Annotated in this window: 22 protein-coding genes; 16 read left to right on the top strand and 6 right to left on the bottom strand. The window is 72.7% G+C overall.

Annotated features, from left to right (window positions below; genetic code table 11):
• Positions 1-170 precede the first annotated feature (170 nt).
• The 7 genes from I4I82_RS05680 to I4I82_RS05650 all read left to right on the top strand — a co-directional run bounded on the left by I4I82_RS05680 (position 171) and on the right by I4I82_RS05650 (position 8,251).
• Positions 171-887, top strand: a complete 717-nt coding sequence (locus tag I4I82_RS05680) for a succinate dehydrogenase cytochrome b subunit (RefSeq protein ID WP_218591153.1) — start codon at positions 171-173, stop codon at positions 885-887.
• 2 nt (positions 888-889) lie between these two features.
• Positions 890-2,833 (top strand): fumarate reductase/succinate dehydrogenase flavoprotein subunit, encoded by a 1,944-nt coding sequence (locus I4I82_RS05675; protein WP_372451482.1) that lies wholly within the window; start codon positions 890-892, stop codon positions 2,831-2,833.
• Positions 2,830-3,585, top strand: coding sequence for a succinate dehydrogenase/fumarate reductase iron-sulfur subunit (locus I4I82_RS05670; protein WP_218595393.1), 756 nt, complete (start codon positions 2,830-2,832; stop codon positions 3,583-3,585). The genes I4I82_RS05675 and I4I82_RS05670 overlap by 4 nt, the downstream gene beginning before the upstream one ends.
• Positions 3,586-3,773: 188 nt before the next feature.
• Positions 3,774-4,559, top strand: coding sequence for a succinate dehydrogenase subunit SdhC (sdhC, locus tag I4I82_RS05665; protein ID WP_218591155.1), 786 nt, complete (start codon positions 3,774-3,776; stop codon positions 4,557-4,559).
• Positions 4,560-4,564: 5 nt separating this feature from the next.
• A complete protein-coding gene (locus I4I82_RS05660; RefSeq protein ID WP_218591156.1) occupies positions 4,565-6,514 on the top strand; it encodes a fumarate reductase/succinate dehydrogenase flavoprotein subunit in 1,950 nt (649 codons plus the stop codon).
• On the top strand, positions 6,511-7,278 hold the full coding sequence (locus I4I82_RS05655; protein WP_218591157.1) for a succinate dehydrogenase/fumarate reductase iron-sulfur subunit: 768 nt from the start codon (positions 6,511-6,513) through the stop codon (positions 7,276-7,278). The genes I4I82_RS05660 and I4I82_RS05655 overlap by 4 nt, the downstream gene beginning before the upstream one ends.
• A 103-nt stretch (positions 7,279-7,381) precedes the next feature.
• Positions 7,382-8,251 (top strand): 2-dehydropantoate 2-reductase, encoded by an 870-nt coding sequence (locus tag I4I82_RS05650; RefSeq protein ID WP_218595392.1) that lies wholly within the window; start codon positions 7,382-7,384, stop codon positions 8,249-8,251.
• On the opposite strand, the gene I4I82_RS05645 is transcribed toward I4I82_RS05650, so the two are convergent.
• A complete protein-coding gene (locus I4I82_RS05645; RefSeq protein WP_218591460.1) occupies positions 8,248-8,526 on the bottom strand; it encodes a hypothetical protein in 279 nt (92 codons plus the stop codon). The genes I4I82_RS05650 and I4I82_RS05645 overlap by 4 nt on opposite strands.
• A 163-nt stretch (positions 8,527-8,689) precedes the next feature.
• Here I4I82_RS05645 and I4I82_RS05640 point away from each other — a divergent pair, with 163 nt between their 5' ends.
• Genes I4I82_RS05640 through I4I82_RS05610 form a run of 7 tightly spaced genes read left to right on the top strand, consistent with a single transcriptional unit; the run spans position 8,690 to position 13,688 of the window.
• Positions 8,690-9,433 carry a hypothetical protein gene (locus I4I82_RS05640; RefSeq protein WP_218591461.1) on the top strand — a complete coding sequence of 248 codons (744 nt, stop codon included), beginning with the start codon at positions 8,690-8,692 and terminating at the stop codon, positions 9,431-9,433.
• 15 nt (positions 9,434-9,448) lie between these two features.
• Complete coding sequence (locus I4I82_RS05635) at positions 9,449-9,943, top strand: hypothetical protein (RefSeq protein WP_218591462.1); 495 nt, start codon at positions 9,449-9,451, stop codon at positions 9,941-9,943.
• Positions 9,940-10,683 carry a hypothetical protein gene (locus I4I82_RS05630; protein ID WP_218595391.1) on the top strand — a complete coding sequence of 248 codons (744 nt, stop codon included), beginning with the start codon at positions 9,940-9,942 and terminating at the stop codon, positions 10,681-10,683. The genes I4I82_RS05635 and I4I82_RS05630 overlap by 4 nt, the downstream gene beginning before the upstream one ends.
• A gap of 17 nt (positions 10,684-10,700) precedes the next feature.
• The gene (locus I4I82_RS05625; RefSeq protein ID WP_218591464.1) at positions 10,701-10,844 is read left to right on the top strand and encodes a hypothetical protein; all 144 of its coding nucleotides are present in this window, start codon (positions 10,701-10,703) and stop codon (positions 10,842-10,844) included.
• 54 nt (positions 10,845-10,898) lie between these two features.
• The gene (locus tag I4I82_RS05620; protein WP_218591465.1) at positions 10,899-11,411 is read left to right on the top strand and encodes a hypothetical protein; all 513 of its coding nucleotides are present in this window, start codon (positions 10,899-10,901) and stop codon (positions 11,409-11,411) included.
• Positions 11,408-11,722, top strand: a complete 315-nt coding sequence (locus tag I4I82_RS05615) for a hypothetical protein (RefSeq protein ID WP_218591466.1) — start codon at positions 11,408-11,410, stop codon at positions 11,720-11,722. Before I4I82_RS05620 ends, I4I82_RS05615 begins: the two co-directional genes overlap by 4 nt.
• A 10-nt stretch (positions 11,723-11,732) precedes the next feature.
• Positions 11,733-13,688 (top strand): S9 family peptidase, encoded by a 1,956-nt coding sequence (locus I4I82_RS05610; RefSeq protein ID WP_218595390.1) that lies wholly within the window; start codon positions 11,733-11,735, stop codon positions 13,686-13,688.
• Between the two features lie 10 nt (positions 13,689-13,698).
• On the opposite strand, the gene I4I82_RS05605 is transcribed toward I4I82_RS05610, so the two are convergent.
• The 4 genes from I4I82_RS05605 to I4I82_RS05590 form a co-directional block, all read right to left on the bottom strand.
• Positions 13,699-14,565 carry an amino acid ABC transporter permease gene (locus I4I82_RS05605; protein ID WP_218595389.1) on the bottom strand — a complete coding sequence of 289 codons (867 nt, stop codon included), beginning with the start codon at positions 14,563-14,565 and terminating at the stop codon, positions 13,699-13,701.
• Entirely contained in the window at positions 14,562-15,212 is a 651-nt protein-coding gene (locus I4I82_RS05600; RefSeq protein WP_218595388.1) for an amino acid ABC transporter permease, read from the bottom strand. Before I4I82_RS05600 ends, I4I82_RS05605 begins: the two co-directional genes overlap by 4 nt.
• A 125-nt stretch (positions 15,213-15,337) precedes the next feature.
• Entirely contained in the window at positions 15,338-16,228 is an 891-nt protein-coding gene (locus tag I4I82_RS05595; protein WP_218595387.1) for a glutamate ABC transporter substrate-binding protein, read from the bottom strand.
• A gap of 37 nt (positions 16,229-16,265) precedes the next feature.
• Entirely contained in the window at positions 16,266-16,994 is a 729-nt protein-coding gene (locus tag I4I82_RS05590) for an amino acid ABC transporter ATP-binding protein (RefSeq protein WP_218596436.1), read from the bottom strand.
• A gap of 138 nt (positions 16,995-17,132) precedes the next feature.
• On the opposite strand from I4I82_RS05590, the gene I4I82_RS05585 reads away from it, so the two are divergent.
• Positions 17,133-17,810 (top strand): response regulator transcription factor, encoded by a 678-nt coding sequence (locus I4I82_RS05585; protein WP_218591470.1) that lies wholly within the window; start codon positions 17,133-17,135, stop codon positions 17,808-17,810.
• Positions 17,811-17,813: 3 nt separating this feature from the next.
• On the top strand, positions 17,814-19,190 hold the full coding sequence (locus I4I82_RS05580; RefSeq protein ID WP_218591471.1) for a sensor histidine kinase: 1,377 nt from the start codon (positions 17,814-17,816) through the stop codon (positions 19,188-19,190).
• A gap of 67 nt (positions 19,191-19,257) precedes the next feature.
• On the opposite strand, the gene I4I82_RS05575 is transcribed toward I4I82_RS05580, so the two are convergent.
• Positions 19,258-20,223 (bottom strand): TAXI family TRAP transporter solute-binding subunit, encoded by a 966-nt coding sequence (locus I4I82_RS05575; RefSeq protein WP_218595386.1) that lies wholly within the window; start codon positions 20,221-20,223, stop codon positions 19,258-19,260.
• Between the last annotated feature and the right edge of the window lie 56 nt (positions 20,224-20,279).

The following is a 20,279-nucleotide window of genomic DNA, read 5'->3' as shown; positions in this document are numbered from 1 at the left end:
GCAAGAACGGCGAAGGAATGGGCACTCCTCCTCCCGAGTGAACCGGCCCACGTCGACGCCCGGGGTCGTCCCGCTGAGCAGGGTCACTGCGGCATGCATAGCGATTGGGCATGGCCAAGCCGGGTTCGATGCATTGGACGACCCCCCGCTCCGGTAGTCACCCTTGGTGCATGGTCTCCCTGGCTCAGCGCGGTGATGTGGGTGCGCCGCCCCGTCGTGCTCCGCGGCCGTCGTCCGTGCAGCTCAAGTACGTGATGGCCGTCTCCGGCGCGATCATGTTCCTCTACCTCGTCGCGCACATGGTCGGCAACCTGAAGATCTTCCTGGGGGCCGAGTCGCTCGACCTCTACGCGGAGTGGCTGCGCGTCGTCGGCGAGCCCGCGCTGCCGGAGCAGACCGTCCTGTGGTTCGTGCGGATCGTCCTGCTGGCCGCGGTGATCGGCCACATCGTCGCGGCGACGGTGCTCGCCCGCCGGGCGTCGAGGGCGCGGCCGGTGAAGTACGCGCACAAGAGCAAGGTGGCGGGCTCCTACGCCGCCCGGACGATGCGCTGGGGCGGCGTGATCGTCGCGCTGTTCATCGTCTACCACATCCTCGACCTGACGACGGGCACGCTGAACCCCAACGGTGTGTACGGCGACGTCTACGCCAACCTCGTCGCCGACTTCGCGCCGCAGCGCTGGTACGTGACCGCGTTCTACGTGCTGTCGATCCTCGCGCTGACGCTGCACCTGCGCCACGGGCTGTGGAGCGCGGTGCAGTCGCTCGGCCGCACCCGCGGGGGCAATCTGGTCGCGCTGAAGACCACGGCGAACGTGGTCGCGATCGCGCTGGCCGTCGGTTTCCTGGTCGTCCCGCTGTCGATCACCTTCGGATTGGTGTCCTGAGCATGAGCATGTACAGCGACTTCTCGATCGGTGAGCCGATCGTCGACACCGCCGCCCCCGACGGGCCCATCGAGACCCGGTGGGAGCGCCGCCGGTTCGGCGTCAAGCTGGTCAACCCCGCGAACAAGCGCAAGATGAAGATCATCGTCGTGGGCACCGGCCTGGCCGGCGGCTCGGCCGCGGCGACGCTGGCCGAGGCCGGCTACCAGGTGTCGAGCTTCTGCTACCAGGACAGCCCGCGCCGGGCGCACTCGATCGCCGCGCAGGGCGGGATCAACGCCGCGAAGAACTACCGCAACGACGGCGACTCCGTGCAGCGGCTGTTCTACGACACCGTCAAGGGCGGCGACTTCCGCGCCCGCGAGTCGAACGTGCACCGACTCGCCGAGGTCAGCGTGCAGATCATCGACCAGTGCGTGGCGCAGGGCGTGCCGTTTGCCCGCGAGTACGGCGGCCTGCTCGACAACCGCTCGTTCGGCGGCGTGCAGGTCTCCCGGACGTTCTACGCGAAGGGCCAGACCGGCCAGCAGCTCCTGCTCGGCGCCTACCAGGCGCTGGAGCGCCAGATCGACGCTGGCCGCGTCGAGATGCACACCCGCCACGAGATGCTCGAGCTCGTCGTCGTGGACGGGCGGGCGCGCGGGATCATCGTGCGCGACATGGTGACCGGCGAGGTCGAGACCCACCTGGCCGACGCGGTGGTGCTGGCCAGCGGCGGCTACGGCAACGTCTTCTACCTCTCGACGAACGCCAAGGGCTGCAACGTCACGGCGACCTGGCGCGCGCACCGCAAGGGTGCGCTCTTCGCGAACCCGTGCTTCACCCAGATCCACCCGACGTGCATCCCGGTCAGCGGCGACCACCAGTCGAAGCTGACGCTGATGAGCGAGTCGCTGCGCAACGACGGCCGCATCTGGGTCCCGAAGGAGATGGGCGACACCCGCTCGCCGAAGGACATCCCCGAGGACGAGCGCGACTACTTCCTCGAGCGCCAGTACCCGGCGTTCGGCAACCTGGTGCCCCGCGACATCGCCAGCCGCGCGGCCAAGACGGTGTGCGACGCCAAGCGCGGCGTCGGCCCGTCGGGACTGGGCGTCTACCTCGACTTCTCCGAGATCATCGAGCGGACGGGACGGCCCGCGGTGGCCGCGAAGTACGGCAACCTCTTCGACATCTACGAGCGCATCACCGGCGAGGACCCCTACGACGTCCCGATGCGCATCTACCCGGCGGTGCACTACACGATGGGCGGCCTGTGGGTCGACTACGACCTGCAGAGCACGATCCCGGGCATGTTCGTCGTCGGCGAGGCGAACTTCTCCGACCACGGCGCCAACCGCCTCGGGGCGTCCGCGCTGATGCAGGGCCTGGCCGACGGCTACTTCGTCCTGCCCAACACCATCGGCGACTACCTGGCCAAGAACCACCTGGAGCCGGTCGCCGCGGACGCCCCCGAGGTGGTCGAGGCCCGCACGGAGGTCACCGACCGGATCGAGAAGCTCCTCTCGATCGACGGCACGCGCACCGTCGACTCCTTCCACCGCGAGCTGGGCCACATCATGTGGGACCACTGCGGCATGGAGCGCACCGACGAGGGCCTGCGCAAGGCGCTCGACCTGATCAAGGAGCTGCGCCGCGAGTTCTGGCAGTCGGTCAAGGTCCCCGGCTCGGCGGCCACGCTGAACCAGTCGCTGGAGAAGGCCGGCCGCGTGGCCGACTTCCTCGAGCTCGGCGAGCTGATGTGCCTCGACGCGCTGCACCGCACGGAGTCCTGCGGCGGCCACTTCCGCGCCGAGAGCCAGGTCGACGGCGAGGCCGAGCGCGACGACGAGAACTTCTCCTACGCCGCGGCGTGGGAGTTCACCGGTGTCGGCGAACCCCCGGTCCTGCACAAGGAGGACCTGGTCTTCGACTACGTCACCCCGAGCCAGCGGAGTTACAAGTGAAGCTCACCCTGAAGATCTGGCGCCAGGACGCCCCCGAGGCGAAGGGCCGGATGGTCGGCTACCAGGTCGACGACGCCGACGAGGACATGTCGTTCCTGGAGCTCCTCGACGTCCTCAACGAGAAGCTCATCCTGTCCGGTGACGAGCCGGTGGCGTTCGACCACGACTGCCGCGAGGGCATCTGCGGGTCCTGCGCGATGGTGATCAACGGCGAGCCGCACGGCCCGCAGAAGGCCACGACGGCCTGCCAGCTCCACCTGCGGCACTTCCGCGACGGCGAGACGATCGTCGTGGAGCCCTGGCGCGCGTCGGCGTTCCCGGTGGTCAAGGACCTGGTCACCGACCGCAGCGCGTTCGACCGACTCATCCAGGCCGGCGGCTTCATCAGCGCGCCGACGGGATCGGCGCCCGACGCCCACGCCACGCCCGTGCCCAAGCCCAACTCCGAGCGCGCGTTCACCGCGGCGGCCTGCATCGGCTGCGGCGCCTGCGTCGCCGCGTGCCCCAACGGCTCGGCGTCGCTGTTCCTCGGGGCGAAGATCACGCACCTCGGCGAGCTGCCGCAGGGCCGGCCCGAGCGCGACGACCGCGTGGTGCGGATGGTCGAGCAGCACGACGCGGAGGGCTTCGGCGGCTGCACCAACACCGGCGCGTGCACGGTCTCCTGCCCCAAGGAGATCCCGCTCGACGTCATCTCCCAGCTCAACCGGGACTACCTGCACGCCACGACGGGGAGCCGCCGCTCGGCCTGACCCGCCGCCGCCGTCGACCGGCCCGACCCCCACGGGGGCCGGGCCGCTCGTCGTGCGCGGATGCGCCGGACCGAGTGTGACGCCTGTCTCGACCACGCCGTTTGTTCCCGACCCGTCACCGAAGTGGCAGGCGTTACGTCGTACGCTCCGGCCCAGATTCGACCGCGGAAGATTGAGGACCCACTGACGTGTCATCCACCACAGACGCGTCCACGGGCCGGGCTCAGATCTCGGCCAGGACGCTGCGCACCGACCGGTGGTGGCTGCCACCACTGCTCAACTTCGCCGGGCTCACCGCCTGGGTCGTGTACGCGACCGTGCGCGCCTTCCAGCAGGACAACTACTGGGTGGGCGAGTACGAGTACCTGACCCCGTTCTACTCGCCCTGCGTCTCGGTGGGCTGCATCCCGGAGTCGTCGCACTTCGGGCAGTTCCTGCCGGACGTCTGGTGGCTGCCCTACGCGTCGCTGACGCTGCCGTTCCTGCTGCTGTTCCGGCTCACCTGCTACTACTACCGCAAGGCCTACTACCGGGCCTTCTGGCTGTCGCCGCCCGCCTGCGCCGTGGCCGAGCCGCACAAGAAGTACACCGGCGAGACGCGCTTCCCGCTGCTCGGGCAGAACCTGCACCGGTACTTCTTCTACGCCGCCGCGATCATCTCGGTGATCAACACCTACGACATGATCCTGTCGTTCACCACCGGCATCGGGCTGGGCAACATCATCCTGCTGGCCAACGTCGTCGCCCTGTGGGCGTACACGATCTCGTGCCACTCCTGCCGCAGCATCGTCGGCGGCCGCATCAACAACTTCTCCCGGCACCCGATGCGCTACAAGAGCTGGCAGTTCGTCTCGCGGCTCAACGCCAAGCACATGCAGCTCGCGTGGCTCACACTGGGGACCCTGGCCTTCACGGACTTCTACGTCATGGCCGTCTCGGCCGGGTGGATCTCCGACCTGCGGATCGTGGGGTGATCTGAATGACCTCGAACGAGAACGACCGGACCGAGACCCAGATCGAGCGGCACGAGTACGACGTCGTCGTGATCGGTGCCGGCGGTGCCGGGCTGCGCGCGGCCATCGAGGCGCGCGCCCAGGGCAAGCGCACCGCGATCATCTCCAAGTCGCTGTTCGGCAAGGCGCACACCGTGATGGCCGAGGGCGGCTGCGCGGCCGCCATGGGCAACGTCAACAGCAACGACAACTGGATGGTCCACTACCGCGACACCATGCGCGGCGGGAAGTTCCTCAACAACTGGCGGATGGCCGAGCTGCACGCCAAGGAGGCGCCCGACCGCGTCTGGGAGCTCGAGACCTACGGTGCGCTGTTCGACCGCACCAAGGACGGCAAGATCAGCCAGCGCAACTTCGGCGGGCACACCTACCCGCGGCTCGCGCACGTCGGCGACCGCACGGGCCTGGAGATGATCCGCACCCTGCAGCAGAAGATCGTGTCGCTGCAGCAGGAGGACTACATCGCCACCGGCGACTACGAGTCCAACATCCGCGTGTTCCACGAGTGCACCATCACCGAGCTGTTCAAGGCCGACGGCCGCATCGCGGGCGCGTTCGCCTACTACCGCTCCACGGGGCAGTTCGTGCGCTTCGACGCCCCGGCCGTCGTGCTGGCCACGGGCGGCGTCGGCAAGAGCTACCAGGTGACGTCGAACTCCTGGGAGTACACCGGCGACGGCCACGCGCTCGCCCTGCGTGCGGGCGCCACGCTGATCAACATGGAGTTCCTGCAGTTCCACCCGACGGGCATGGTCTGGCCGCCGTCGGTGAAGGGGATCCTGGTCACGGAGTCGGTGCGCGGTGACGGCGGCATCCTCAAGAACTCCGAGGGCAAGCGGTTCATGTTCGACTACGTGCCGGACGTGTTCAAGGACCAGTACGCCACGACGCCCGAGGAGGGCGACCGCTGGTACACCGACGCCGACAACAACCGGCGCCCCCCGGAGCTGCTGCCCCGTGACGAGGTCGCCCGCGCGATCAACTCCGAGGTCAAGGCCGGCCGCGGGTCGCCCCACGGCGGCGTGTTCCTCGACATCGCCTCGCGCCTGTCTCCCGAGGAGATCCAGAAGCGGCTCCCGTCGATGTACCACCAGTTCAAGGAGCTGGCCGACGTCGACATCACCCAGGAGCCGATGGAGGTCGGTCCCACCTGCCACTACGTGATGGGTGGCGTCGAGGTCGACCCCGACACCGCGATGTCGGTCGTGCCGGGCCTGTTCTCGGCCGGCGAGTGCTCGGGCGGCATGCACGGCTCCAACCGCCTGGGCGGCAACTCGCTGTCCGACCTGCTGGTCTTCGGCCGCCGCGCCGGCGCCGGGGCGTCGGAGTACGTCGACTCGCTCGGCGGTACGCGCCCCGCGGTCCTCGTCGACGACGTCGTCGAGGCCGAGAAGCGCGCCCTGCTGCCGTTCGCCAGTGCCACCGACGGCGGGGAGAACCCGTTCGTCGTGCACCAGGAGCTGCAGAAGACGATGAACGACCTCGTCGGGATCATCCGCAAGGAAGACGAGATGGAGCTCGCGCTCAAGGCGCTGCAGGACATCGCCGTGCGCACGCGCACCGTCAGCGTCGAGGGCGAGCGGATCTTCAACCCGGGCTGGCACCTCGCGCTCGACCTGCGCAACATGCTGCTCGTGTCGCTGTGCGTCGCCAAGGCGGCGTTGGAGCGTCAGGAGAGCCGCGGCGGGCACACCCGCGACGACTACCCGGTCATGGACTCCGACTGGCGGCACGTGCTGCTGGTGCTGTCCGCGCTCGGCGAGGACAACGTCGACCTGGTCCGCAAGGAGCAGGTGCCGATGCGGCCCGAGCTGTTCGACCTGTTCGAGCTCGACGAGCTGAAGAAGTACTACACCGGCGAGGAGCTGGGCGGCCACCGCGCGGGTTCGGCGGCCGACAAGGGGGAGAAGGCATGACCCACGACCAGCACTTCCGCGTCTGGCGCGGCAACGACGAGAAGGGCGAGCTCGTCGACTACCCGGTGGAGGTGAACGAGGGCGAGGTCGTCCTCGACATCATCCACCGGCTGCAGGCGACCCAGGCCCAGGACATGGCCGTGCGCTGGAACTGCAAGGCCGGCAAGTGCGGCTCGTGCAGCGTCGAGATCAACGGGCGCCCGCGCCTGGCGTGCATGACCCGGATGAGCACGTTCGACGAGGACGAGGTCATCACGGTCACGCCGCTGCGGACCTTCCCGGTGATCCGTGACCTCGTCACCGACGTGTCGTTCAACTACACCAAGGCGCGCGAGATCCCGTCCTTCGCGCCGCCGGAGGGCGTCGAGCCGGGCGAGTACCGGATGGCGCAGATCGACGTCGAGCGGAGCCAGGAGTTCCGCAAGTGCATCGAGTGCTACCTGTGCCAGAACACCTGCCACGTGGTCCGCGACCACGAGGAGAACAAGGAGAACTTCGCCGGCCCGCGCTACCTCATGCGGATCGCGGAGCTCGACATGCACCCGCTCGACTCCGCCGACCGCCAGCAGGCGGCGCAGGAGGAGCACGGCCTGGGGTACTGCAACATCACCAAGTGCTGCACCGAGGTGTGCCCCGAGCACATCAAGATCACCGACAACGCGCTGATCCCGCTCAAGGAGCGCGTCGTCGACCGGAAGTACGACCCGCTGGTGTGGCTGGGTAGCAAGATCTTCAAGCGCGGGGACTCGCGCGCGCAGCAGTAGGTACCACCGGTCCGAGTTGCAGGAAGGCCACCTTGAGGACGTGGATCGTCCTCAAGGTGGCCTTGCTGCGAGTAGGGGCCGGTGGCGGGGGAAGGGGGAGCCGGTGCGCGTCGCCGTCGTCGGGGTGGGGGCCGTGGGCGGGGTCCTCGCCGTCGCCCTCGCCGAGGCCGGCCACGAGGTGCTCGGCTGCCGCTCGCCCGCGTCGGTGACCCTCACCGACGACGACCGCGGCGTCCGCACCCGCGCGCTCACCGCGCTGGCCGACCCCGCTGACGCGGAGCCCGTCCCGTTCGTCGTGCTGGCCACCAAGATCCACCAGTCGGCCACGGCCGCGCCGTGGCTCGACGCGCTCGCCGGCCCGGACACCGTCGTCGTGGCCGCGCAGAACGGCATCGACCACGCCGAGCGCGTGCCGCCCGCCCTGCGCGGGCGGGTCGCGCCGGCGCTCGTCTACGTCAACGCCGAGCGGACGGGGCCGGGGCAGGTGCGCGCGCGGCGGACCGAGCGCGAGCTCGTCCTGGCCGACGACGGGCCCGGGCGGGCCGCGGCGGGGCTGTTCGCGTCGACCTGGCTGCGGGTCGAGGCGGTCGCCGACTTCCGCACGGCGGCGTGGCGCAAGCTGCTCACCAACGTCGTGGTCAACCCGATCACCGCGCTCACGGCCCGCCGCGTCGAGGTGCTGCGCGAGCCGGCCGTGGCCGAACTGGCGCTGGCCGCGCTGCGGGAGGCGGTGGCCGTCGGCCGGGCCGAGGGCGCCGACCTGCCCGACGGTGCCGCCGGGGAGGCGCTGCGCTGGCTGCAGGGACTGCCCGCCGGCGCGACGACCTCGATGCTGCAGGACCGCCTCGCCGGGCGGGCGCTGGAGGTCGACGGGCTCACCGGTGCGGTCGTGCGGCTGGCGGCGCGGCACGGGGTCGACGCCCCCGCGAGCCGGGCGCTGCTCGCGCTCACGGCCGCCGCGGCCGTCGGCTAGCCCATCGAGCGGCGGATCTCCTCGAGCTTCGCCTTCGCCGCCCGCTCACGCTCGGTGAACTGCTCCTCGACGCTGCGGCCCTCCGGGGTGGCGTCGGCCAGCTCGGCGGATCCCTGTGACACAGCGTGACGACCCTCGATCCGGTCACGGACGTAGTCGAAGCTCGGGACACCGTGTTCGTCGTAGTCGGGACGGGGCGCCTCGACCGGTGGGATCTCCTCGGACGCGACGATCTCGGCGTCGATCGGCTCCTGCGAGGGGGTCGGTTCGATCATCGGGGACCTTTCGCGCGGGCGGTGCGGGCCCGGGCCACGCTACCCGCGTGACCACCCGATCGGCGTAGATCGCGACCCGCGTGGCGGCGTCACGGGACCGTCACCCGGTCGTTGGACGACGTGGGACCCGCACGGTGTCCCGGAACGGACACGGAGGTCGATCATGGTGGCTGCCACCACCCGGGCGGTCTCGCTGGTCGCTCCCTCCGGCGCGCCCGTGGAGCTGGAGGTGCCGGACGCGTTCGGTGACTTCCGGTGGTACGGCAGCACCCGGTTCGCCGGGCCCTACATGTCGCGGCAGTTCTTCCTGGCGCCGCTGGGGCAGCACCGCGCCATCCCGACGCACGTGATGCCGGGCGCGACCGAGCGCGTGCAGCCGATGCGCGGCTACGACGCCGTCGTCTACGAGGCGCGCGACCGCTCCGACTCCGCACTCGTCCTCGCCGGCCCGCACCACGAGGCCACCACCTGGTTCGGCGGGCCCGCCCCCGACCTCATGGGTGTCAGCACGATGCTCACCTCCTTCCGCTACGACGACGGCCCCCGCGGCGCGGCGCTGACGCCGGCGGCGCCGCTGCTGGTGTCGCAGCCCGACGTCGCGCTGATCGGGCACAGCGAGTCGGCCACGCTGATCGTCCGCCGCTCCGTCGACGTCCTGCCGAGCCTGCCCGAGTGGGCCGGGCTCGCCCTGCCCGGCGGCGAGCTGTGGCGCGCCGGGCGCGAAATGGACCCGCGCGCCACCGCGCTGACGGCGGGCGGCCCGCACAGCTGGCGCTACATCCTCGCCGGCGACAGCCTCGCGATGGACCTGGTGCTGCTGGGGCCGGAGTCCGGTCGCGCCCCCACCACCATGGCCGAGGACCAGATCGTCGACGCGCTCGGCGCGCTCACCGGACGCTGGACCTGACGGGAACGGACCGACATGACCCTCACGCTCGCCGTGGCGCTGATCGCGCTGCTCGTCGCCCTGTTCGCGCTCGTCGCGCTCGTGGCCGTGTACGCGCGGGTGCGCGCCCTGGAGACCGGCCGTGCCGCTGAGCTGTCGGGCTACGCCCCGCTCGTCGGACGCCCGGCGCCCGCCGCGGTGCGCCCGCGCGAGGGCGAGAGCGGCGCGCTGGTGGCCGTCCTCGACGCCGACTGCGCGCAGTGCCACGACGTCTACGCCCTGCTCGGCGAGGTGAGCCGCCCGGGCGTGCGGTTCGCCGCGGTGGCCGACCGCGCGGAGTTCGCCGACTCCCTGGCCGAGCTCGTCGTCGACCCCGACGTCCGCGGTGCGCTGTTCGAGGGCTACTCGCCGACCGTGCTCGCCCTCGACGCCCGGGGCGTCGTCGTGCGCCGCCGCTTCGTCTACGCCGACACCGACGTCCGGGGCCTGCTGCTCGACCTGATCGCCGAGCACGAGGTGGCGCGCGCATGACGCGGCTCGACGAGATCCCCACGGCGTCGCAGCCGCCCGCCGCGGCGGTGCCCAGCGCGGTCGTCGCCCGCATCCGGGCCGTCCGCCCGAGCCGGCGCACGGTGCTGCGCGGGCTCGTGATCGCCGCGGCCGCCGCCGCGCTCGTGCCGCTGGACTGGTTCCTGGTGCGGCGCGAGGCCGCGGCGCAGTCCACCGAGGGCGACGACAAGGCCGAACACATGGGCTGCAAGCCCGAGAGCTACCGCGAGGAGGCCGACAACTGGCCCTCCACCGGCACGGCGGTCTGCTACGGCGGCTGGCGCCGCGGCGGCTTCCCCTGCTCGAACGGCTACCACCGCGAGGGCAGCTACACCGACGGCCCCGACTCCTACGAGTCCACGCGCGTCACCCAGAGCTGCCACGGCCGCAACGCCTGGCGCTGGAACGGCTACCGCTGCTCGGACGCGACCACGACCGTCGTCTACGCCGACGGCACCGACTACCGCGGCATCACCATCGCCGCGTGCCCCGTGCCCGCCGGCTCGCCCGCGAACACCCCCGAGCCCGACCCGCCGGCCGACACGTCCGACCGCTCGGGCGACTCCGGCAGCCGCGGCGGCGACTCCGGCAGCGGTGGTTCCGGCCGGAGCGACGACGACGGGCAGAGCGACTCCGGCCGGAGCGACTCCGACAGCGACAACGACAACGGGGGCGGCGGCCTGCTGTCCGGCCTCGGCGCGCGCTTCCCGGCCGGGCGCTGAGCCCCTCCCTCGACGCCGTGACCCGCCGCGCCCTGCACCCTGCCACCACCGCGGTGGCGCTGCTCGCACTGGCCGCGCTGGGCGCGTGGCTGCCCGCGCCGCTCCTGCTCGCCGCGGTGGCGGGCGCGGGCGCCGGGTTCGCCAACTCCGGCAGCACTTGAAGCCACAACTCGGCGTTCCTGCTGAGCGCGCCGGTCTGGCGCGGGTCCCCGGTCGTGCGGTACTTCGGTGCCGGACTGCTCCTCGGAGCGGTGCTCGTGGCGTTCGTCGCGGGCGTCGTGGGGGCGGTGCCGCAGGCGCTCGTGCCCGCGCCCGTCCGCTGGGCCCTGCTCGGCGCGGCGGCGCTCGCGGTGCTGGCGCGCGAGTGCGGCCTGCTGGCGTTCCGGGTGCCGGAGAACGCCCGGCTCGTGCCCGAGGACGTGCAGCACCTGCGCGAGTGGGGCGCGCTGCAGTTCGGGTTCGAGATGGGCACCGGGATGCGCACCTACTCGCCGTCGGCGCTGCCGCACCTGGTGCTGCTCGCCGTCGTGCTGGTCGTGCCGTTCCCGGCCGCGTTCGCCGTGGCGGCCGGGTTCGCGGCCGGACGCCTGGCGATGCCGCTGCTCTCCCACGCCTGGAGCGACGACGGCGCGTGGACCGCGGTGTGGGATCGCACGCAGGCCCGCGTGCGGCCGGTGCTGGCCCTGACCGTGGTGGTCGCGCTGGCGGGGATCATGCTGGGCGCGTGAAGACGGTGTCGGTCGTCGCGGTCTACGACGTGTCCTGCCCCAGCTGCTCGGAGATCGCGCGCGAGCTGCCCGAGCTGCTGCGGGTGCCCGTCACGGTGCGCTCGTGCCGCGACCCGGAGCTGCCCGCCTCGCTCCCCGCCGCGGTCCGCCGCTGCGCCACCCCGGCGCTGGGCACGGTGCGCCGCGACGGCTCCGTGCGCTGGTGGACCGGCCTGACCGGCGCCGTGGGCGTATTGCCCGTCGTCCGCCCCGGGGCGGCGCGCGAGGCCGTGGCGCTCCTGTGGAGCGCTTTCCGCACGCCGAGACACTAGCGTTGGGGTCGTGACGACCGCGCCGTTCGGATCCTGGCCCACCCCGATCACCTCCGAGCTCGTCGTCGCGGCGGCCGTGTCGCTCTCCGAGGTCCGCGTCGACGGCGCCGAGGTCTACTGGTCCGAGGCCCGTCCCGCCGACGAGGGGCGCACGCAGCTCGTCCGCCGCGCCGCCGACGGCGCGACCGCCGACCTGCTGCCCGCCGGCTCCAACGCCCGCACCGCGGTGCACGAGTACGGCGGCGGCGCCTGGTGGGTCCGCGACGGCGTCGTGTGGTTCACCGAGTGGGCCGACCAGCGCCTGTACCGGCTCGCGCCCGGCGGTGCGCCCGAGGCCCTGACGCCCGAGCCCGCGCAGCCCCGCGGCGACCGGTACGCCGACGGCGACGTGCACGCCGGCCCCGACGGCGGCGTGATCGTCTGCGTCCGCGAGCGGCACGGCGACGGCGAGCCGCGCAACGAGGTCGTCCGGCTCGCCGCCGACCGCCCGTCGGAGCCCGAGGTGCTGGTCACCGGGCCCGACTTCGTCGCCGCGCCCCGGATCAGCCCCGACGGCGGCACCCTGGCCTGGCTGCAGTGGAACCACCCGTCGATGCCGTGGGACGCCGTCGAGCTCGTGGTGCGAGACCTCGCCACCGGCGAGGAGACGGTCGTCGCGGGCGGGCCGTGGGAGTCGGTGTCGGAGCCCTCGTGGCAGCCCGACGGGTCGCTGTGGTTCATCTCCGACCGCACCGACTGGTGGAACCTCTACCGCTGGCTCCCCGGCTCCGACATCGAGCCGATCATCCGCATCGACGCCGAGGTCGGCGTGCCCGGCTGGCGCCTCGCGGGCTCGCGCTACGCGGTGCTGGCCGACGGGTCGGTCGTGTTCGCCCGCCGCCGCGCCGGCTCCGACGCCCTGTCCGTGCGCGGCACCGGCGGCCTGATCGCCGACCTCGACCTGCCGTTCTGCGAGGTCTCCGTGCTGCGCGCGGCGGGGGAGTCGGCCGTCGTCGTCGCCGGCACGCCGACGGCCGAGGCCGGCGTCTACCGCGTCACCCCGCCCGGGCCCGACACCGACACCACCGCCGTCGTGCTGTGCCCGCCGCGCGACCTGGGGCTCGACCCCGCCGGGATCTCCGTGGCCGAGCACCTGACGGTCCCGTCCACCGACGCGGCGGGGGAGCCGCGCACCGCGCACGCCCTGCACTTCCCCCCGGCCAGCGCCACGCACACCGGCCCCGAGGGCGAGCTGCCGCCGCTGCTGGTCGTCATCCACGGCGGGCCGACGTCCTCGGCGTCGTCGGCGTTCTCGGTGGGGGTGCAGTACTGGACCACCCGCGGCTTCGCCGTCGTCAGTGTCGACCACGGCGGCTCCACCGGCTACGGCCGCGCCTTCCGCGACGAGCTGCTGGGCCGGTGGGGCGTCATCGACGTCCTGGACTGTCTCGCCGTCGCCCGGCGCCTCGCGGGCACCGGCCGCGCCGACCCCGGGCGCCTGCTCATCCGCGGTGGCTCCGCGGGCGGCTTCACGGTGCTCTCGGCGCTCGCCCGCGCCGAGTCGCCGTTCGCGGCGGGCGCCGACCACTTCGGCGTCGCCGACCTCGAGGCGCTGGCGCGCGACACGCACAAGTTCGAGAGCCGCTACCTCGACCGGCTCGTCGGGCCCTACCCGCAGGAGCGCGAGACCTACGTCGAGCGCTCGCCGATCCACCAGCTCACGCAGTTCTCGGCGCCGCTGATCGTGCTGCAGGGCGCCGAGGACGCGATCGTGCCGCCGGAGCAGTCCGAGATGATCGTCGACGCGCTGCGGGCCAAGGGCGTGCCCGTCGCCTACCTGCTGTTCGAGGGCGAGCAGCACGGCTTCCGGCGCGCGGAGAACATCCGCCGCGCGCTGGACGCCGAGCTGAGCTTCTACAGCCAGGTGCTGGGCTTCGAGCTCCCCGCCGACGAGGGCATCGAGCCCGTCGCCGTCGAGAACCTCTGAGCCCGGCGCCTCAGACGACCGCACCCTCCTGGACGACCGGCCCCGGCGCCGCGCCGTCGGGCGTGGTCCTGCTGCGCGACAGGCGCTTCTCGACGTACGTCGCGAGCCGGCTGAGCGCGTAGTTGATGAGGATGAAGATGACGGCGATGACGAAGAACATCTGCAGCGGGTTCCTCGTCGTCTGGACGACGATCTGCGCCGTCCGCAGCAGCTCCGGGTAGAGGATGATGAAGCCCAGAGCGGTGTCCTTGAGCACCACGACGAGCTGGCTGATCAGCGCCGGGAGCATCACCCGGAACGCCTGCGGGAGCTGGATCAGGCGCAGGCTCTGCCCGCGGGTCATCCCCACCGCCGCGGCGGCCTCGGCCTGGCCGCGCGGCAGCGACGCCACGCCCGCGCGGACGATCTCGGCGATGATCACCGAGTTGTAGAGGGTGAGGCCGATCACCAGGTAGGCCAGCGTCGGCAGGTCGACGCCGAGCGCGGGGAGCGCCCGGGCCGCGAAGAAGATCGTGACCACGACCGGCAGGCCGCGCAGCAGCTCGACCACCCCGACGACCAGCCAGCGGTACCAGGGGGCGCTGACGAGCCTGGTCACGGCGAGCAGGGTGCCGACCACCAGCGAGAACACGACCGCCAGCGCCGCGGCGGCGAGCGTGGCCTGCAGGCCCAGGCCGATGCGCTGCCAGACCAGCGGGAACTCGTCGGTGGTGGGGTCGAGCAGGGGGCCCCACTTCTCCGCGGTGAACTGCTCCTGCTCGGCCAGCCGCACGACCACCACCACGAGGACGGCCAGCACGATGGCGCCCGCGACGAGGCTGCCGATCAGGGTCCGGCGCCGCGACTGCGGCCCCGGGATGTCATACAGAACGCTCATCGCGCGATCGCCACCTTCCGCTCGGCCAGGCCCAGCAGCAGCCCCGCCGGGATGGTCAGGACGAGGTAGCCCAGCGCGACCCCGATGAGCACCGGGATCACGGCGAGACCGCCGGAACCGGTGAGCTGCACCCCGACGGAGTACAGGTCGCCGCCGACCCCGACGGCGCCGACGATCGCCGAGTTCTTGATCATGGCGATGAAGACGTTGCCGAGCGGGGGCACCACGGTCCGGACGGCCTGGGGGAGGACGACGACGGTCAGCGTCTGACCGAACGTCATGCCCACCGACCGCGCCGCCTCGGCCTGGCCGGGCGCGACGGAGTTGATGCCGCTGCGGATCGCCTCGCAGACGAACGCGGACGTGTAGAGCGCCAGGCCGGTCACACCGAACCAGAAGAACGACCCGTTGACGCCGATCTCCGGCAGGCCGAACGCGATGGTGAACAGCACGACGCTCAGGGGCGTGTTGCGCAGCACCGTGACCCAGGCGCTGCCCACCCACTGCAGGGGCGGGGCCGGTGAGACCCGGAAACCCGCCATGATCGTGCCGAGGACGAGGGCCCCGATCCCGGACAGCAGCGAGATCTGCAGGGTGGTCAGCACCCCCGTCCCGTACAGCCCGAGGTTGTCGGTGACGGCGTTCACGCCGGTCCTCCTGGTTCGATGGGGCCCGCACAGCACGTCGGGGACGCCGACCCGGTAGGGCGGTCGACGTCCCCGACGACGTTCAGGCGGTGATCAGCTCAGGCGGTGATCAGCTCAGGCGGTGATCAGCTGCAGGCGGCGGCTGCGGGCAGCTCGGGAGCGGGCTCCCCGGAGATCTCGCCTGCGGTGGACTCCCAGGCCTCCGCGTAGCTGCCGTCCGCGGCAGCGGCCTGCAGCGTCGTGTTGATGAACTCGCAGAACGCCACGTCGCCCTTGGTGATGCCGATGCCGTAGGGCTCCTGGGTGAAGGACTCGCCGGTCAGCTTGAAGGCGCCCTCGCTGTCGGCCACGAAGCCGGTCAGGATGACGTTGTCGGTCGTGACGACGTCGACCTGGTTGGTGCGCAGCGCGTCGGCGCACTTGCTGTAGACGTCGAACGTCGTCAGCTGGGACGGGTCGATGAACTCCGCGATCTGGGCCTCGGGGGTGGACCCGGCCACGGTGCACACCCGGGCCCCGGAGGCGCGGAGCGACTCCTTGTCGGTGACCGCGGTGTAGTCGCTGCGGATCATCAGGGTCTGGCCGGCCTCGTAGTACGGCCCCGCGAAGCTGATGCGCTCCTTGCGGGCGTCGTTGATGGTGTAGGTGGCGGCGACGATGTCGACGCGGTCGGTCTCGAGGACCTCCTCGCGCAGCGCGGACGGCGCCTCGGTGTAGGTGATGCCGTCGGGCGCGATGCCCAGGCCCGCCGCGATGATCTTGGCGATCTCGACGTCGAAGCCGGTGGGGGTGCCGTCCAGGCCCTGCAGGCCGAAGCCCGGCTGGTCGAACTTGGTGCCGACGCGGAGCGCGCCCGCCTCGGCCAGCCGGGCCATCGTGGTGCCGGCCTCGAACGTCGGGGCGTCGGCGACCGGGGGGCCGTCACCGCTCTCGGGCGACGAGCCACCGCAGGCGGTGGCCGTGAGGACGACGGCCGCGACGACGGCCGCGACCTTCGTGAGGGTGGAGAGGCGCATCTGGAGCGGGTCCTTCCGTCGGGGAACGTACGAGCGACTAGTGGGTCAGGATCTTGCCGAGGAAGTCCTTGGCGCGATCCGACGTGGGATGGGAGAAGAAGGTCTCCGGGGCGGCGTCCTCGACGATCTCGCCGTCGGACATGAACACGACGCGGTGCGCGGCCCGGCGGGCGAAGCCCATCTCGTGGGTGACCACGAGCATCGTCATGCCCTCCTTGGCGAGGGTGGTCATGACGTCGAGCACCTCGTTGACCATCTCCGGGTCGAGCGCCGAGGTGGGCTCGTCGAACAGCATGACCTTGGGCTTCATCGCCAGCGCGCGGGCGATCGCGGCGCGCTGCTGCTGCCCGCCCGAGAGCTGGGCGGGGTACTTGTCCTTCTGGTTGGCGATGCCGACGCGCTCCAGGAGCGCGAGCCCGTTCTTCTCCGCCTCCGCCTTGTTGGTCTTCCGCACCTTGAGCGGCGCGAGCGTGACGTTCTCGAGGATCGTCTTGTGGGCGAAGAGGTTGAAGCTCTGGAACACCATGCCGACGTCGGCGCGCAGGCCGGCCAGCGCCTTGCCCTCGGCCGGCAGGTCGGTGCCGTCGACCTGGATCGTGCCGGAGTCGATCGGCTCCAGGCGGTTGATCGTGCGGCACAGCGTCGACTTGCCGGAACCGGACGGTCCGAGGACCACCACGACCTGGCCCGGCTCGACCTCGAGGTTGATGTCGCGCAGGACGTGGAGGTCGCCGAAGTGCTTGTCGACGGCCGCCATCCTGATCATGGGCGTGCCGGCTGTGGTCATGCGTGGCCTCCGAGCATGGCGGGACGCTAGGGCGGATCGGACAGCACAGTCCAGCATCTTGGGGGACCCATAGGGTTTCGCTCCCATAACGAGATCGTTCTCGGGGATGCTGGGCCGGTGCACATCCTGCTCGTGGAGGACGACGACCGCATCGCGGCCGCGCTCCGCCCCGCCCTGCACCGGCACGGGATGACGACCGCGCGGCTCGCGCGGGGGCGCGGCGCCGTCGAGCACCTGGCCGGCGTCGACGTGGTGCTGCTCGACCTCGGCCTGCCCGACGTCGACGGGGTCGACGTGTGCCGCGAGATCCGCGCCGTGAGCGGGGTGCCGGTGATCGTGGTGTCCGCGCGCGGGGAGGTCGACGACCGCATCCTGGGCCTGCACTCCGGCGCCGACGACTACATCGTCAAGCCCTACGACATCGGCGAGCTCGTGGCGCGGGTGCACGCGGTGTACCGGCGCCGCCGCGCCGAGGCCACCGTCGACGGGACGCCGGACGTCGTGGAGCTCGACGGCGTGAGCGTCGACCTCACCCGGCACGCGGTCACGGTGTCGGGCCGCCCGGTCACGCTCACGCGCAAGGAGTTCCAGGTGCTCGCGCTGCTGGCCAGCTCGGGCGGGGCGGTGTGCACGCGCAGCCGGATCGTCGCCGAGGTGTGGGGGCGCAGCTGGGCGGGGGCCAACCGGACGCTCGACGTCCACGTGGCCACGCTGCGCACCAAGCTCGGGCGCCCCGAGCTCGTGCAGACCGTCCGCGGCGTCGGGTACCGCCTCGGGCTCCCGGGATCGGACTGACCCGTGGGCACGCGCCTGCTCGTGATCATGGTCATGGTCGTGGGGCTGCTCGCCGCCGGCCTGGGGGTGCCGCTCGCCCTGGCCAGCGCCGCGGCCGCCCAGCAGGACCTCTTCACCCGGCGCCTCATCGACACCATCTACTACGCCTCGTCGGCCGAGCGCCCGCTCACCGAGGCCGACACCTCCCAGCTCGCTGCCGCGCTGCGCCGCTACGACGAGGTCTACGGCGACGCCGTGCTGGTGCTCGACGCCACCGGCGAGCCCGTGGTCGCCTCCCGCACGCCCGCCCCGGTGCTCGACGAGGACGGGCGCGAGCGCGTGGTGCTGGCGCTGGCCCGCCAGCCGTCCAAGCCCTACCCGCTGCTGCTGCCCTGGGACGACCGGCCGATGGTGCTCGCCGAGCCGGTGCTGGCCGACACCGAGGTGCGCGGGGTCGTCGTCACGATCTCCTCGACCGCCGCGGTCCGCGCCGACGAGCTGCGCACCTGGTCGCTGGTGGCCGCCGCGGCGCTCGTCGCGCTGGCCGTCGGCGTGCTCGTCGCGCTGCCGGTGGTGCGCTGGATCCTGCGCCCGGTGCGCCGCCTCGACGAGGGCACCGGCCGCGTCGCCGCCGCCGTGCTGGCGGGGGAGCGGCCCGACCCGGTCGCCGACGGCTCCGGCCCGCCCGAGCTGCGCCGGCTGTCGGTGTCGTTCGACCGCATGGCCGAGCAGGTGACGCAGGCCTACTCGGCGCAGCGCGCGTTCGTCGCCGACGCCAGCCACCAGCTGCGCAACCCGCTCACCGCGCTGCGGCTGCGCCTGTCCAACCTGCACGGCCACGTCGCCGACGACGCCGCCGACGACCACGTGGCCGCGCTGGAGGAGGCCGAGCGCCTCTCCACGCTGCTCGACGGGCTGCTGGCGCTCGCCCGCGCCGAGCGGACCCGCGCGGTGGTCCCGATCGGGATCGACGCCGGCGTCGACGACCGGCTGGAGGCCTGGCGCCCGCTCGCCGAGCACAGCGGCCTGCACCTGGTCCGCGAGGGCACCCGCGGGCTGCGGGCGATCGGGCCGGAGGGTGCGGTCGAGACCGTGCTGGACGCGGTGCTCGACAACGCGGTGAAGTTCACGCCGCCCGGCGGCACGGTGCGGGTGCGCACCGCGGTCGTCGACGGGCAGGTGGAGATCGCCGTCCGCGACACCGGCCCGGGCCTCGCCCCCGACGAGCTGGAGCGCGCCACCGACCGCTTCTGGCGCAGCCCCGGCCGGATCAACACCGAGGGCTCGGGGCTGGGGCTGGCCATCGCCGCACGCACCGTCGAGCTCGGGGGCGGGGAGCTGGGCCTGGACCTGCCTCCCGGCGGCGGCCTGCGGGTGACCGCACGGCTGCCGCGGGCCTGAGGTCGGTGCACCGCACGGCGGAGGAGGTCGACGCCCGGCACGCCGCGGCGGCCGCCGCCGTCGCGGGTCAGTCCCGCTGCGACCGGTAGAACCGCTCCGCGCCGGGATGCAGCAGCAACGGCTCGGTGCCGATCGCGGCCCGGGGGTCGATCGTCAGCGCCGCCGGACCGGCCCGGGCGAGCTGCTCCTGCTCGGTGAACAGCACCCGGACCAGCGCCTCGGCGAAGTCGTCGGGCATCGACGCGGCCACCAGCAGCAGGTTGCGCACCAGCATCGTCGTGACCGGCGTCGCGATGCCGGCGTAGCTCAGTGCGGGGACGGTGCCGGGGGCGTAGACGGGGTAGCGGGCGCGGACGACGTCGAGCACGCCGTCCTCGGTGAGGTCGAGCAGCCGGATCGGCAGCGTGCCGGCCAGCTGCTCGACGGCGGGCGTCGGCAGGCCGCCGGACCAGAAGAAGGCGTCGATGGAGCCCGCGGCCATCGCCTCGACCGAGTCGTCGAGGCCCAGCTGGGTGGCCTGGACGTCGGCGGCGCCCAGCGCGGCGGCGTCGAGGATGCGGCGGGCCACGACCGACACCCCCGAGTCGGCCGCCCCCACCGACACCCGGGCGCCGCGCAGGCCGGAGACCGTCGTGATCGCCGAGGCGGCGGGGACGACGACGTGCAGCACGTCGTCGTAGATGCGGGCCAGGGCGCGGGGGGCGTCCGCGTCGTCGGCTGCGGTGCCGGCCAGCTGCTCGGCCGCGGCGTCGACCTGGCTGAACACGACGTCGGCGTCGTCCGCCGCGAGCATCGACACGTTCTGCACCGAGCCCGCGGTGCTGAGCACCACGGGCGGGCGCTCCAGGCCGAGCTCCGACTCCCATGCCCTCCCCAGCGCCGTGCCCAGGCTGTAGTAGACGCCGCGCGCGGACCCGGTGGCCAGACGCAGCCGGGCCTGCGCGAACGGGGCGGCGCAGCCGGGCAGGACCCCCACCGCGCCCGCCGCGGCGAGCGCGGCCAGCACGGCCCGACGCGTGATCGCCCCCGCCATGGGCGCATCCTGCCGGTCCCGGACCGGGAGGTCGAGCCGCGGCGGCCTACCCTGCA

Origin of the sequence: Pseudonocardia oceani (genome assembly GCF_019263585.2) — a bacterium.
In the GTDB taxonomy this organism is placed as follows: domain Bacteria; phylum Actinomycetota; class Actinomycetes; order Mycobacteriales; family Pseudonocardiaceae; genus Pseudonocardia; species Pseudonocardia oceani.
This window is presented reverse-complemented; position numbering and strand designations above follow the sequence as displayed.

Excerpts from the sequence above, each read along its gene's own strand:
- I4I82_RS05680 (WP_218591153.1), top strand. The coding sequence starts at position 171 with ATGGTCTCCCTGGCTCAGCGCGGTGATGTGGGTGCGCCGCCCCGTCGT.
- I4I82_RS05675 (WP_372451482.1), top strand. The coding sequence starts at position 890 with ATGAGCATGTACAGCGACTTCTCGATCGGTGAGCCGATCGTCGACACC.
- I4I82_RS05660 (WP_218591156.1), top strand. The coding sequence starts at position 4,565 with ATGACCTCGAACGAGAACGACCGGACCGAGACCCAGATCGAGCGGCAC.
- I4I82_RS05655 (WP_218591157.1), top strand. The coding sequence starts at position 6,511 with ATGACCCACGACCAGCACTTCCGCGTCTGGCGCGGCAACGACGAGAAG.
- I4I82_RS05645 (WP_218591460.1), bottom strand. The coding sequence starts at position 8,526 with ATGATCGAACCGACCCCCTCGCAGGAGCCGATCGACGCCGAGATCGTC.
- I4I82_RS05640 (WP_218591461.1), top strand. The coding sequence starts at position 8,690 with ATGGTGGCTGCCACCACCCGGGCGGTCTCGCTGGTCGCTCCCTCCGGC.
- I4I82_RS05635 (WP_218591462.1), top strand. The coding sequence starts at position 9,449 with ATGACCCTCACGCTCGCCGTGGCGCTGATCGCGCTGCTCGTCGCCCTG.
- I4I82_RS05630 (WP_218595391.1), top strand. The coding sequence starts at position 9,940 with ATGACGCGGCTCGACGAGATCCCCACGGCGTCGCAGCCGCCCGCCGCG.
- I4I82_RS05605 (WP_218595389.1), bottom strand. The coding sequence starts at position 14,565 with ATGAGCGTTCTGTATGACATCCCGGGGCCGCAGTCGCGGCGCCGGACC.
- I4I82_RS05595 (WP_218595387.1), bottom strand. The coding sequence starts at position 16,228 with ATGCGCCTCTCCACCCTCACGAAGGTCGCGGCCGTCGTCGCGGCCGTC.
- I4I82_RS05590 (WP_218596436.1), bottom strand. The coding sequence starts at position 16,994 with ATGATCAGGATGGCGGCCGTCGACAAGCACTTCGGCGACCTCCACGTC.
- I4I82_RS05575 (WP_218595386.1), bottom strand. The coding sequence starts at position 20,223 with ATGGCGGGGGCGATCACGCGTCGGGCCGTGCTGGCCGCGCTCGCCGCG.